The 14,253-nt window shown below is 31.4% G+C and carries 13 protein-coding genes; 1 reads left to right on the top strand and 12 read right to left on the bottom strand.

From position 1 onward, the window contains the following. Window positions 1-16: 16 nt before the first annotated feature. From BMZ09_RS11015 to BMZ09_RS10975, 9 genes are all read right to left on the bottom strand, one after another. Window positions 17-880, bottom strand: a complete 864-nt coding sequence (locus BMZ09_RS11015; RefSeq protein WP_090840510.1) for an ion transporter — start codon at window positions 878-880, stop codon at window positions 17-19. Window positions 881-903: 23 nt separating this feature from the next. Beyond that, window positions 904-2,862, bottom strand: a complete 1,959-nt coding sequence (locus BMZ09_RS11010; protein ID WP_090840508.1) for a DUF3857 domain-containing protein — start codon at window positions 2,860-2,862, stop codon at window positions 904-906. Further along, the gene (locus BMZ09_RS11005; protein WP_090840506.1) at window positions 2,859-4,223 is read right to left on the bottom strand and encodes an exonuclease domain-containing protein; all 1,365 of its coding nucleotides are present in this window, start codon (window positions 4,221-4,223) and stop codon (window positions 2,859-2,861) included. The genes BMZ09_RS11010 and BMZ09_RS11005 overlap by 4 nt, the downstream gene beginning before the upstream one ends. Window positions 4,224-4,249: 26 nt before the next feature. Then, the gene (locus BMZ09_RS11000) at window positions 4,250-4,612 is read right to left on the bottom strand and encodes a four helix bundle protein (RefSeq protein ID WP_090840504.1); all 363 of its coding nucleotides are present in this window, start codon (window positions 4,610-4,612) and stop codon (window positions 4,250-4,252) included. A gap of 37 nt (window positions 4,613-4,649) precedes the next feature. Continuing rightward, window positions 4,650-5,303: a YggS family pyridoxal phosphate-dependent enzyme gene (locus BMZ09_RS10995; protein ID WP_090840502.1), complete on the bottom strand. Its 654-nt coding sequence runs from the start codon at window positions 5,301-5,303 to the stop codon at window positions 4,650-4,652. Window positions 5,304-5,355: 52 nt separating this feature from the next. Further along, on the bottom strand, window positions 5,356-5,847 hold the full coding sequence (locus tag BMZ09_RS10990; protein WP_090840500.1) for a hypothetical protein: 492 nt from the start codon (window positions 5,845-5,847) through the stop codon (window positions 5,356-5,358). Window positions 5,848-5,951: 104 nt separating this feature from the next. Further along, complete coding sequence (locus BMZ09_RS10985) at window positions 5,952-7,190, bottom strand: DUF1015 domain-containing protein (RefSeq protein WP_090840497.1); 1,239 nt, start codon at window positions 7,188-7,190, stop codon at window positions 5,952-5,954. A 116-nt stretch (window positions 7,191-7,306) separates the two neighbouring features. Continuing rightward, the gene (locus BMZ09_RS10980; protein WP_090840495.1) at window positions 7,307-8,194 is read right to left on the bottom strand and encodes a 3-hydroxyacyl-CoA dehydrogenase family protein; all 888 of its coding nucleotides are present in this window, start codon (window positions 8,192-8,194) and stop codon (window positions 7,307-7,309) included. A 12-nt stretch (window positions 8,195-8,206) separates the two neighbouring features. Next, entirely contained in the window at window positions 8,207-9,166 is a 960-nt protein-coding gene (locus BMZ09_RS10975; RefSeq protein WP_090840493.1) for a Gfo/Idh/MocA family protein, read from the bottom strand. Between the two features lie 159 nt (window positions 9,167-9,325). Between BMZ09_RS10975 and BMZ09_RS10970 the strand changes: the two genes are divergently transcribed. Beyond that, the gene (locus BMZ09_RS10970) at window positions 9,326-9,967 is read left to right on the top strand and encodes a protein-L-isoaspartate(D-aspartate) O-methyltransferase (RefSeq protein ID WP_090840491.1); all 642 of its coding nucleotides are present in this window, start codon (window positions 9,326-9,328) and stop codon (window positions 9,965-9,967) included. A gap of 163 nt (window positions 9,968-10,130) precedes the next feature. Here BMZ09_RS10970 and BMZ09_RS10965 read toward each other — a convergent pair whose 3' ends face one another. The 3 genes from BMZ09_RS10965 to smpB all read right to left on the bottom strand — a co-directional run bounded on the left by BMZ09_RS10965 (window position 10,131) and on the right by smpB (window position 14,236). Further along, window positions 10,131-10,907: a hypothetical protein gene (locus BMZ09_RS10965; RefSeq protein WP_090840489.1), complete on the bottom strand. Its 777-nt coding sequence runs from the start codon at window positions 10,905-10,907 to the stop codon at window positions 10,131-10,133. A 197-nt stretch (window positions 10,908-11,104) separates the two neighbouring features. Next, window positions 11,105-13,573, bottom strand: coding sequence for a DUF5686 and carboxypeptidase regulatory-like domain-containing protein (locus BMZ09_RS10960; protein WP_090840487.1), 2,469 nt, complete (start codon window positions 13,571-13,573; stop codon window positions 11,105-11,107). Window positions 13,574-13,777: 204 nt separating this feature from the next. Beyond that, on the bottom strand, window positions 13,778-14,236 hold the full coding sequence (gene smpB / locus BMZ09_RS10955; protein WP_090840485.1) for an SsrA-binding protein SmpB: 459 nt from the start codon (window positions 14,234-14,236) through the stop codon (window positions 13,778-13,780). Window positions 14,237-14,253: the final 17 nt, after the last annotated feature.

Raw genomic sequence — 14,253 nt, 5'->3', positions numbered from 1 at the left:
GGTCTTTAAAAGAATATTAATATAGATTGGTTCCGCAGACTTTACAGAATCTAGCATCGTCATCATGGTACTCTTCATGACAATTAGAACAACGTTGCGTGTTTAGATTTAGTTTTTTTTGTGGCGGTTGTTGTGTTTTTTCGTCATCAGACTTTTTCATGCTTCTAGAATACTCTGCAGATACAATCCCTGTAGGTACAGCAATAATACCATAACCTAAAATCATGATGATGGTTGTAATAAATTGTCCTAATGCAGTTTGTGGCGCAATATCTCCAAATCCAACTGTAGTTAAGGTTACAATACACCAATAGACACTTTTAGGAATGTTTGTAAATCCATTATCTTCTCCTTCAACCAAATACATAATGGTTCCGAAAATGACAGACGAAATTAATACTGCAAATAAAAACACAAATATTTTGACACGACTAGCAATTATAGAATCCTTTAATTGGTTAGAAGCACCTAAGTATCTAGCTAGTTTTAAAATTCTGAAAACACGAAGTAAACGTAATGCTCTTAAGGTTACCAAAGCATGAGAACCTGCAAAAACAAAAGAGATATACATTGGTATTGTTGACAATAAATCTAAAATACCATAAAAACTAAAAATGTATTTGAAAGGTTTTTTTACGGTTATGACACGTAAAATATACTCGATACTAAAAAATATAGTAATAATCCACTCGCCGATGTATAATAGCTCATGGTATTTTGCGTCAATATGATTGACACTTTCTAGCATAACTAAAAGTATACTTGCTAAAATTAAAACAAGTAGAATGACATCAAATAGTTTTCCCGCAGGTGTGTCTGCCTCATAAATAATCTCATGAAGTTTGTCTTTCCAACCTTTATTTTGTTTTGCTGCACTCATGTGGTAAAAATACTAAATAAAGATTAGTTATTTTTTTCTAAAACTATTACAGTGTTATTTTGAATTTTAACAATGTCGTTATAAAAAGATTTTAATTCAGGATAATAATTTGTAGTGTACATCGTGTTATAAAAATGAACTCTAAAAGATAACTCTAGAATATTTTCTTTTTGTATTGGTTTAAAAACAAGTAAACCAGAATTATTAGATAGTTTATATGATTTTTCTTGTGGTGTTTCTATAATTTTATAGTTGTCACTAGATTCAATTTTTATATTGTAGATAAAATTGTTTTTATACCCGAAGTCAATAGGATAGGTCCTTTTGTTTAATTGTAGCGGGTTTTTTGTGAAAATTTTAAAAATAAAGGGGTCTAAATAAATCTTGTTTCCTATGGTTGTTAATGGTCCTGATATAGACATTGTTTCAGTAAACAACGATTTGTTGTTTTTATTTATTTCAACCTCAATATCGCCAAAAGTATAATCGGGATATTTTTCTTTGAATTGTTTTAAATTATCTTGATCGTCTCTAGTATAATTCTGTCTAGCTTTTAACGCATTATAACCTGTTTTTGCGGTTGTCAAAGTTCCAGTAAATGTACCATCATCATTAAGTTTTACAATAATTTTATGCTGTATTGCTGAGCTTGTTTTTGGTTTTATATCAACCCAATGACTTCCGTTTTTAAAGTCCATTTCTCGTCCATATTGATTTAAGCATTTAAACGGGATCTCTCCAAAATTTAATGCAGAATCTGTGGCATCTAAAAAGTATGATTCGCCATCAATTTCTACTCTCAAAATCACATAGTTGAATTCTGAAATAACAGGGTATAGTTTAGTTATAAATCCATTGTTTCTTGTCGATAATAGTACAGGGTAGGTTTGGATACCATGTTTTATTAATAGGTTATAAAGTAGCAAGTTAATTTCTGCTACGTTACCTGACTTTTGTTCAATGACTTCTTTTATGGATACATCTTTAAAAATGCGGTAATAGTTATTCCAATTGTAATTGTTTTTAACAAAATCAAAGATGTAATTGGCTTTATCCAAATCATTTTTTTGATTTAATAATTCAGGGTCAATTAGCTTTTTTACAAGACTTTCCTTTTTTAGCTGTTTTCCAAAATCAGAATCAGTCCTTAATTCGCTATCCGTTGTTTCCCAATTTTTAGTAATGTTATTTACTGTACCATCAAATCCTTTAACAACTTTTAATTCATACTCAATTCGGGATAAATAATTTTTGGCAGAAGTCATATAATCCTCTTCTATAAAAGCAGGGATGTCTTGCATTGCATATTTTCCGACGGTGCAGTCTGCACTAGCACCATTGTTTCTTTCAACACAGCCTTTTTTTATAGTGCTTTCGTTTGCGTCTAATTTAAGTTCTCCAACAAGTTTGATATTGTAGTCGTAATTACCAGGAATACTCGTGTTGTATTCGCTATAAAGTTTTGGAATTTCTTCTTGAAAGCGCCACGTATTAAATTTATAGATAAATGGACTCTCAAAAGTGTAACTATACGTTATAACGGAGCCTTCTTTAATATTTGGAAGAATAAATTTAAATATTGTGTGATTCTCGTCTGCCTTTTCTTCAAATATTTGAGAATCATCAAGTTTGATTCTAGATACTTTTCCGTCTTCTATATTTGTAGTAGTGGCAATTAAATTTGTAATTTTCTCTTTATTGCCTCCAGAGTTGTATAAGTATATTTTAACGTTGGCTTGATTGAAACCATTACGGTTTAAAATTTTGATTTTTTTGTTATAATTTAAAATTAAATTGAAACTTTTTTCGTCAATTTTAGCGTTTCCATATTCATATAAAACTACAGCATTGGCAGTGGTATCTTGCTTAAATTCATTTAATTCTAAATCTGCTCTTGTAGTCGTTAAATCCTTGGTGTTAAATTGGTTTTGTGAGACTAAAAAATTTGTAAATAACAGGGCGATAACGACTAATATTCTCATTCTAAATTAAGTATTTTTATGCGCTTATTTTTTCTTAAATAACTTTGTATTATATGTTGTTGGTCTCTATTATTTTCCATTGGAGTAATAATAGATTCTAAAATTTCTAGATTATTAATTTGATAATTTAAATTGTAAAAGCCTAAACCTTTAAACACCCCATTTTGTATTAAAATAGCGCTACGCTCATCAACTTCACGACCTTGGTCTACAATAACCATGTTTTTGTTTTTGTAGTTGTACTTGTCTAATAGTTTCTGTACACGTTTGTTGTAGCTCTCAGGTGTTTCTTCTTCTATACAAGCACCTTGACAATTTTTTACATCGTATTGAAAACAGCTACTTTTTGTTTTATAAAGCCCGCATAATTTTTGACATAGTTCAAAATTTTCAACCATTTTTTCTAAAAAATGTTTACCGCTTTGTCTGGTGCTAAAGGTGGTAACGTGAGGCTTTCTGCCATCTGCTTTGTCTATAGTTAGATTTATGTAACCATTATGATCTATAAAACTGTACAGGGCGTGTGTAAATATACTTCTACGTAAAGCTCTGTTAAGTATGGGTTTGTTTCTCTTAATTTCTTCACTTTCTTTTAAAAGCGCTACAAGCTCGCTACCAGTAGCTTCGTAAGTCACTGTTGCGACTTGCATTTGGATTTTTTTGGATTTAGCAGTTGTACCTGTAAAATGCTGATTGACTCTATTTTTTATGTTTTTGCTTTTACCAATATAAATAATCTCACCGTCGGCTTTATGCATATAATAGACTCCGGTTTTTGATGGTAGATTTGCTATAATATCTATTAAACGCGGTTCCATTTGGAATTTTGGTTCTTTTCTAATAGATGCTTTAATTATAGTTTTATTGGTGTCTTTATTTAATAGTAATTTAAATAATTTGACCGTTGCTAGAGCATCTCCTGACGCACGATGCCTGTCTGTAACTGGTATACCAAGAGACCTAACTAATTTTCCTAAGCTATAGCTAGGCAAATCAGGAATTAAATCTTTAGAAAGCTCTACAGTACATAATGTTTCACGTTCAAACTCAAATCCAAGACGTTTAAATTCTGTTTTTAAAATGCGGTAATCAAATTTTGCATTATGTGCTACTAAAATAGTGTCTTCCGTAATTTCTACAATACGCTTTGCTACTTCGTAAAACTTAGGTGCATTACGTAGCATTTTACTATTTATACCTGTAAGATTAACCACAAAAGGCTGAATTTCACGTTCTGGATTAACTAAGCTTATAAACTGGTCTACCACCTCGTGACCATCGTATTTATAGATTGCTATTTCGGTTATTCCTTCTTCGTTAAACTTACCACCAGTGGTTTCTATGTCGACTATTGTGTACAATACAGTTAAAAGTGAAAAATTAAAAATTAAAAATTAGTTGATTTTGATTTCATAGTATTTATTGTAGCTACTAACATTTTAATTAATTCCTTATTTTGAGAAGTTAAACTCAAAAATAAGTCGTGTTTTAAGTATGAAGAATCATGAAGTAAGGCAATCCAATATTCTGTTTCATTAGCTTCTTTAAGAGCGATGCTCATTTTACTAATAAAATCTTTATTAGATTGAGCAAACTCGGCTTCTCTTATATTGGCACCAACAGAAGTTCCACTTCTTAGAAGTTGTCTAGATAGTGTATATTCCTTATCATTTTTTACAATCAATTGGTAAGACTTAATAATTTGCAGGGCAAAATTGTAACTTTTAATCTTTAAAATTGATTCTTTCATTATTTAATTAAAACTTTTAGTTATTACTTTTTAACTATTAGTTGCGTTTTCCAAAGATACTACTTCCGACGCGAACCATGGTGCTACCGCAGTCAATTGCTAATTGGTAATCTCCACTCATACCCATAGATATGGTTTCCAAATCTAAATGTACTGTTTTAAGTGAATCAAATGTTGTTTTTAGTACACCAAATTCCTGCTTAATTTGATCTTGGTCTTCCGTAAAAGTTGCCATTCCCATGACACCAATAACGCTAACATTTTTTAAAGATGAAAAGTCTTCAGACTGAAGTAATGTTGAAGCATCTTCTGGAGACATTCCAAATTTAGAATCTTCCGAAGCTATTTTAATTTGAAGCAGACAATCGATAATTCTATCGTGCTTTTTGGCTTGTTTATTAATTTCTTTTAGCAATTTAAAACTCTCTACACCATGTATTAAATCTACAAACTCAGCCATATATTTGACTTTGTTGGTTTGTACGTGGCCAATCATGTGCCATTTAATATCTTTTGGCATTTCTTGGTGTTTGTCTGCCATTTCTTGGATTTTATTTTCTCCAAAAATGCGTTGACCAGTCTCATAAGCTTCCATTAAATCACTAACCGGTTTTGTTTTTGAAACAGCAACTAGTGTGACGTGATCAGGAAGGGATTGTTTTATTATGTTTAGATTTTGTTTGATGCTCATAATGTTTCCTATGGTAATATGAATTTGTTTTGAGGTTATTCACTTACTTATGTTATTCGTAATTGAAATTATTTAAGTAATATACGCCATTAATCAATAACCGATTAGCCTCATGTGATTGTTGTCGATTGTAATAAATTGAATCATTTTTTACATAAATTTCATTAAATATAGAATCTTTGTTTTTATCTATAGCCTCAGTTTTAATAAATACTAATGCCTTGTTTTTATAAAAGTATTTCTGACTAATATAAGTATCACCTTCACTTGTAAAAGAAACATAAACCAACTCATTACTTTTAATATTATGGCACTTGGTGGTTGTTTGTTTGGCGCCTGTAGTTATTCCTCTTAAAATATTTTGCTCTACACTTTTACAATCAAAGTCTTTATTTATTAATTTTTTAAAATGACTATAGTTCTTTATCTCTTTTATGTATTGGATGTTAATTGTAGTATTTGAATCAGAGTTTGTGTTTTTAGTGCTTGAACAATTAAAAAATATAATTAAAAATATTATTAGTAATAATTTAGTCGATTTCATAGCTCTAATTTAAATTCTGCGCTTTAGTCTTAATGACAAACTAAGAAATAATATAGCATCTAAATTATCTCTCATCCCTTATACCTTTTTACTACTGTCTTATTTTAAAACTCATAAATAGTAACACCACTTCTAATTTTAGGCTCTATGTATGTGCTTTTTGGAGGCATTGTTAGTCCGTCGTCAGCGATTTGTTTCATTTGATTAATTGTCGCAGGAACCATGCCAAAACCTACGATAAACTCCTTACTATCTACTTTACTCTTAAGGTTTACAATGTCTTTTTTTCCGCTAATGTAATGTATGCGAGTATCGTTACGTAAGTCCGTAATTCCTAAAATAGGTTCTAGAATTGTTTTAAAAAGGACTTGCGCATCTAATTCGTCTAAAGACGTACCAAAGTTATATTCTGTTTTTCTAAGGTATAACGAGTAAAATTCGCCATCCAAATACATACTAAAATGATGCGATTTTGATGGTTGATATGGTGTTAATCCTCTGTTTTCAATACGATATACGGTATCTAATTGTATTAAAAACTCTTCTTTAGTTAATCCGTTTAAATCTTTTACTAATCGGTTAAACTCGTGTATGCGTAATTCCGATTCGGCAATCAAATAACTCATAAAAAAGTTATATGTTTCTTCTCCTGTATGTTTTTGATTTTCGTTTTTTAGGTCTTCGCAAAGTAATTGAGACGAGGCCGATCTATGATGTCCATCTGCGATATACAGCGTTGGCATGTTATTAAATGTGGCTGTTATTGTATCTATATCTGATGGCTCTTCAATTAGCCATAAATAATGCGTGTCTCTGTAGGTTGTTGTAAACTCAAACTCAGCACGTTCTTTTTGTTTTTTTGCTATAATGTTAGAAATAGCATCGTTATCAGGATAGGTTAATAACACAGGTTCTGCATTAAAACCTACTGTTTTTAGGTAGTCTTTAAATACGGTTTCGCGAGAAGCGATTGTATCTTCATGTTTTTTAATAATGTTATTGGTATAATCTTCCACACTTGCTGCTGCAACAATACCATTAAAGACTTGAAAGTCTCTGTCTACTATTTTATAAATGTAAAAACAAGGTTTTTGGTCTTGCATAAAAACAGCATCTTCTTTAAACTCTGAATAACGGTTTTTCACTAATTTATAACGTGCTTCTCCAGAGATTTCTTTGTCGTATTTGTATCCTGGATTTACAATATGTAAAAACGAAAACGGATTATGATCCAAGCGTGCTTCTCTTTCTGCTTGTGTATAACTCTGATAAGAACGTGACGCCACTAAGCTAACTTTATCTCTAGTTGGTCTTACAGCTTTAAAGGGGAGTATTTTTGTCATGTTTTTGAGAATAAGAAGTCTTTTTAGGCAAAAGGCAAAAGAAGAAAGTACTAATAAAAAAAGGCATACGTCTTTAGCGCTATAAACACTACTAACTTATGCCTTTTTACTTTTAATTATATAAACTGTTTAGATACTTTTTCTGCTTTTCTGCTTTCTGAATAATCGTAAAAACCTTCACCAGATTTAATACCAAGTTTTCCAGCATTTACCATATTAACTAATAATGGGCATGGTGCGTATTTAGGGTTTTTAAATCCATCATACATTACGTTTAAAATAGATAAACAAACGTCTAATCCAATAAAGTCGGCTAGTTGTAATGGACCCATTGGGTGTGCCATACCAAGTTTCATTACGGTATCAATTTCTTCGACACCAGCAACACCATTGTATAACGTTTCAATAGATTCGTTAAGCATTGGCATTAATATACGGTTGGCAACAAAACCTGGGTAATCATTAACCTCAGTTGGTGTTTTACCTAGTTGCTTAGATAAATCCATGATGATTTTAGTGACTGCATCACTTGTACTATATCCACGGATAATTTCTACTAATTTCATGATTGGCACCGGATTCATAAAATGCATTCCAATAACCATTTCTGGTCTTGACGTGACAGCACCAATTTGTGTAATGGAGATAGAAGAGGTGTTAGTTGCTAAAATAGTGTCCTCACCACAAGCGGCATCTAATTGTTTGAAAATCTTTAATTTTAAATCTAAATTTTCTGTCGCAGCTTCTACTACTAAACCAGCGTATTCAACACCAGCTTCAATATTTGTATAGGTTGTTATATTACCTAAAGTTTCCGCTTTGTCAGCTTCTGTAATTTTAGCTTTAGCAACCATACGGTCTAAATTTTTGGTAATGGTATCCATTCCTTTTTTTAGAGACGCTTCGCTAATATCTATTAATTGTACTTTAAATCCTGATTGTGCAAACGTATGAGCAATACCATTACCCATTGTTCCTGCACCTATAACTGCTATGTTTTTCATTTGTATGTTGTTCTAAAATTGATCAATTATCATTGTTGCAACACGTAACGCTTCTGTACCATCATGTAATGTTACAATAGGTGTTGTGTTATTATTTATTGCATCTGCAAAAGATTCTAGCTCATCTAGAATAGCATTGTTAGCAGATATTTCTGGGTTATCAAAATAGATTTGCTTTTTAACACCTTCTGCATTTTGTAAAACCATATCAAAATCTCCAGGAGTTTCTGGCGCATCTTTCATTTTTACAACCTCACATTTTTTCTCTAAAAAATCAACAGAGATATAAGCATCACGTTGGAAAAAACGTGTTTTACGCATGTTTTTTAACGATATTCTACTTGCTGTTAAATTAGCAACACAACCGTTAACAAACTCGATACGTGCATTAGCAATATCAGGTGTATCACTTATAACAGAAACTCCGCTGGCAGATACATTTTTAACTTTAGATTTTACAACGCTTAATATAACGTCAATATCATGGATCATTAAATCTAAAACTACTGGTACATCTGTTCCACGCGGATTAAACTCGGCTAAACGATGTGCTTCAATAAACATTGGACTATCTAATTGGTCTTTAACTGCAATAAAAGCGGGATTAAAACGCTCTACATGTCCAACTTGACCCTTAACGCCATATTCTGCAACCAAAGCTCTTAAGCTTTCGGCTTCTTGTACGGTATTTGTTATTGGTTTTTCTACAAATATATGTTTGCCTTTTGCAATAGCTTGCTTGGCACAATCGTAATGAGATAGGGTAGGCGTTACTATATCAACGACATCAACAGCTTCAATTAGCGCTTCAATAGTTTTAAAATATTTGTAACCAAATTCAGCTTCAACTTTTTTACCGTTGTCGGCATCTGCATCATAAAACCCAACTAATTGAAATTTGTCTGATTGATTTAATAGTCTAAGATGAATTTTTCCAAGGTGACCAGCACCTAATACACCAGCTTTTAGCATAGTTTGTTATGTTTTATACAAAAATAAGTTTTTTTACACAGTATTTTATATGAATTTAATAATTATATATTGGATTTAAGACAAAATTATAAATTGACGGAAATCCTTTTCAGGGTTGAATTTTTGAAGTAATTTTATGCTCTAAACTAAGGACTACCATTGAAAGATACTTTTAAACATAAAGGCTTACGTCAGCAATTAGTTGCTGTTTTAAAGAATAAAGGAATTACAAACACTGCTGTATTGGCTGCTATTGGCAAGATACCTAGACATTTATTTATGGATTCTAGCTTTTTGGACCACGCGTATCAAGATAAAGCATTTCCTATTGCGGCTAATCAAACCATTTCTCAACCGTATACTGTTGCGTTTCAAACGGAATTAATGCAAGTTAAAAGAGGCGATAAAGTATTAGAAATAGGAACAGGTAGTGGTTACCAAACTGCTGTTTTATGCGAGCTTGGTGCTAAAGTGTATAGTATTGAAAGGCAACAAGAACTGTTTAAAATTACTAGCAGATTTTTACCAAAATTAGGTTACAGAGCTAAAAGTTTAATTTTCGGCGATGGTTATAAAGGGATGAAGGAAGAAGCCCCTTTTAAAAGTATAATAGTTACTGCTGGTGCCCCTTTTGTGCCAAACCCATTATTAGCACAATTAGAAATTGGTGGACGTTTAGTTATACCTGTTGGCGAAAATGTACAAACAATGACCCTTTTTGTAAGAACAGGTCAAAAGGATTTTGAAAAAACAGAATTTGGTGAGTTTAGATTTGTTCCGCTTTTAGAGGATAAGAATTAGTGGTTGCTTAATTTTGGTAACACAAAAAACTTGTTTTTTTAAGATACTCGTTTAATTGTTGGATAGTATTAATTGCATGTTTTAAGTACTTAAGTTAGCAAATAAATTACAGATAGAAAGTCTGCAAGGACTTTCGTTAATTGACTAAAAATTTAGCAGTTAATTATTCATGTTTTAATATAGTTTTATGTTTTGTAATGTTAAAATCGTTATCTAGATGTTTCATTTCTTTATACAGTCCCCAAAAATGTGCATCTCCATAAATAACTAGAACTTTATTTTTATTACTTCTATTTATTACTTCCGCTAAGTGCGCTTCTCTAAAATTTCCGAGATATTTATTTCTAAATTCTCTAAAAACAGCTTTGTTTACTTTTTTACATTTGTAGTCTTTCTCGGTTAACTTAGTTTTTAAATCACAACTATCTAACTTAATATCTCCGTTTTTCTTCTCAAACTCTAAGATTAATTCAGTGATGTCTATATCTGCTTTTACAGCAGTTATACTATCAACCCCTAATTTAGGATATCTTGGTTGGTTTATTAACTTATGTTTTCCTTTATAATTTATTTTGTTTTCAATTTTGTTTGTAGTTGTATCTATATATTGAATTGGGAAGAAGCCCATTAACTTTCTTAGTTTTTTAAAGTTTTTTATTGCTGTTAGAGAATCAGTTTCTTTACGCTTTCCTACGTTTTCATAAAAGATAGTATAATTTAATTTTTGTAATGAGTCAATTTTATTAGCAACGTCATCATAAAATTCTTTTTTACCAAAATGATGCATTCCGATAAATATTATTCTTTGATTTTTACTTTCTATAATTATCAGTTCGCTTTTTGTGTCAAATATGCCAGCTCTTTTAAGGGCAACTTTTGGAAAAATTAAGGTACAAGACGTTAGTAAAAGAAACATTAATAAAACTAAAGTATTTTTCATTTGGTTTAAGATTGGTTTGAATTACTGCTAACGTTTAGCGAATGTGATTTGTTTTTAATATTTTATATCAGTCGTTAAACGAGGTTAGTTTTAAAAAAAAAGTGGCAAAGTCAAGCTCTGTATTGCATAGCAAGCGATACTAATTAACTTCTATTATAAATTAAAGAATCGTGAATTATGCATTTTGTAGGACGTAGTTAAAAGCTAAATCCAAACATAAACGTATCGTTAACCAAACCGCTTCCTTGGTAAGCACGCACATAATCTACACGTAAAAAGCGCATTTTACCCCAACCTAAATTACTTAATCCAAGCGAGTATTCGGTGTATGGTTTATTGCCATTTGTGGCTGCTGCATTAAATCCTGCAACCAAATTAAAATTAAGCTTATTTAATAACGGAATTTTGTTTAAAATATAACCCTTAAAGTTATGTTCTGCATGTATTTCGGCGTAAGCCTTATTAGTACTTAACGCGTAATACGGTAAAATTTTAAAGGCATTTATATAATTGCCATCCAGAACTACATTAGTTTGATTACCATTAAAATGGTGATAATCTACAAAAGCAATATTGTCTGCATTGTTAAAAACCCCTCCTTTTGCTAAATAGGTTAAATCCCCTTTGTTACCTAAATTTAAGCGTTGATATAGCATCCCTTTAAATTGATCAAAATTGTAGTTGGAGTTACTACTTCCAAACCCTTTTTCGTAACCTAAATATAGTGTTGGTATTTTACTATTTGGAAGGTTATATTTTCCAAAAGGATAGCTCATGTAATTTTGCCCAAAGTTAATGCGCGTGTTTACATTAAGTTTCATGATGTTGTGCGCGTCAAAAGAGGCTACACCGTTAGCTGTTGGATCTAATGGGTTGTTGCTAGTATAGTCTCTGTTGTCTTGAGGGTACCACGCCTGGTCCGTAGTGTTAAATAATGGTTTTCTGTCGTTATAACTTAAATCTGTAGATAGTTGTAAGCCATTAAGTAACTCTTGACTATAGTCTATTTGTGCAAAGCTACGATCGTAAATTTTTAAATAGTTTTTTTCTGCAGTAAGGGAATACGCGGTGTTTAGTAATTCTAAACTAGATAGGTTAGGATTAAATTGTTCTACTTTACTACCTCCGGATAATGCTATTCTTGCTCTGTTTTTTTTGTCAAATCTATAGCTGATGTTTCCGATAGCTCTTAACCGATCATCTGACTCGCCATAATTTATGCTAGAAGATAGTCTTAAATACTCAGGACTATCGTCCTTAAAGTATTTGCTATAGCTAGCAGATACTGTACCATTCCAACCTTGCACAGTATTGTAAGCTAATTTACTGATAGGAGAGGAGATATTAAAATAGGTTTTTTTATAAGAGTTGTTGTAACTGTACCCTCCTAAAATATTACCGAATTTAAATTTGTTATTAACTGTGTCTACCGAGTCTAAATAGGGTTTAGACTCTCTAATTAACTGTATACTGTCTCTTCTAACATAGTCATTAGCTTCTAGATTAGTTAACGGTACAGGTCTTTTTGTGTCCCAGTAAATGGAATCTTTTTTATTGGCATTATCTTCAAAAGATAAGACTTCTCTTGTAAAGTTTTTAGCCTTAAAATTAGGGTTAAACTCGTAGTTATTATAAGCAGCAGTAAAACGTCCATCACCATTAAAACCAAAAATACCGAACTTGAAATCGAATAATTGCGTGGTTTTTATCCATGATTTTTCAGTATCATAATAGGTAAACGTTTGTTTAATTGTAAATAAATCTACAGCAGGTATTTGTGCTTGTTGCCCAGTTAATGTAACGTCTGTACCAAACAAACTCCATTGGTCTTCTACGATATATATAAAACCACCAAATGCTTTGTCGTTTTTGCGTTTAGGCAGTAATTCAATTTTATTAATTAGGTTTCCTAAGTCATCATAAAATGTTCCGACCAACTTAAATTTATAATAATTAAATGCGAAGTCTGAAACAGGAGACACTATTTCGCTTCCTAGTTCAAAGGTGTTTTGGTAAAAGTTAAATTCGACATCAGTCGCATTATTAAAACTAAACCCATTACTATCCCCACTTACTTTTGAAGCTATAATAGTCTCTTTAATTGGTTTTGGTGCTTGGTATTCTAATTTAGATATGGTTTCCGATAAGTAAACAATTCCTGTTCTGGTGCTATCTAACGCTCCATCAAAATCGCCAACATCTTGACCTAAAACTTTTTCGGGTACGTCTACCATTTTTAATAGACCTCTTGAGTAAAACTCTGCTCTAAACGCTTTTAATTTATTAAGATTGTCTTTACGTTTGGCTATGGTCTGCCTCATGATGACGTTAGCTGGATTCTCTTCTGAGTTAATCACAACTTCGTCTAAGTTGATGTCTTCTTCTGATAATACAGCATCTAATACAAACGGAAATTTATCAATTGTGACCTTCTTTTTTAAGGTTTTGTAACCTAAATATTGAAATGTAACAGTATAGTCTCCTGTTTTAGAAACTTCTAATAAATAATTACCATCATTATTTGTGGTGGTACCCGTGTATGTGTCTTCGATAAAAATATTTACGACAGCTAGAGGCGTGTTATTGTCAGATGTTACAGTACCTGTAATTTGAGAAAACGCAAAAGTGCTAACTAAACTAAATAGCGTAAGTAGAGAGTATTTCATTTAAAGTTGGTTGTTTATTAGTATAGACGCTTTTTTATTAAAAAAGGTTGCCTGCCTTCAAACATATAACTTATTGAAATTGAATATTGTTATAGAAATTATAAAGTTTTTTTTAAATAGAAAACTAAAGCTGTTGCTGTGTACCGTTTTTGTTTTAGTTGAAACCAAAGCATAAACAGGAAGCAGATTAAGAAAAAGAGGTGTTTAGTTAAACGATTTTTTAATACGATCTAGATCACGTTTGTTATCTCTATCCTTCATTGTTTCGCGCTTATCATACAGTTTTTTACCTTTTGCTAACGCAATATCTAATTTGGCGAAACCTTTTTCGTTTAAAAATAAGCGCAAAGGAATGATAGTTAAACCTGACGTATTAACTTCTTTAAGCATTTTTTTAAGTTCTTTTTTGTTTAAAAGTAACTTACGTTCTGCTTTTGGTCTGTGGTTGTAATAATTACCATAAGCATACTCTTGGATATTCATGTTAATTACAAATAGCTCACCACGCTCATTAAACTCGCAAAAAGATTCGGCGATAGATGCTTGACTGTTTCTAATAGATTTAATTTCTGTTCCGGATAAAACGATTCCAGCAGTGTATTTATCTAAAATTTCATATTGAAATTTAGCCTTTTTATTAAGTATGTTTATCTTTTTTTGCATTGGTGCAAAGCTAATAA

This window comes from Olleya namhaensis (assembly GCF_900114005.1).
GTDB lineage: Bacteria > Bacteroidota > Bacteroidia > Flavobacteriales > Flavobacteriaceae > Olleya > Olleya namhaensis.
This window is presented reverse-complemented; position numbering and strand designations above follow the sequence as displayed.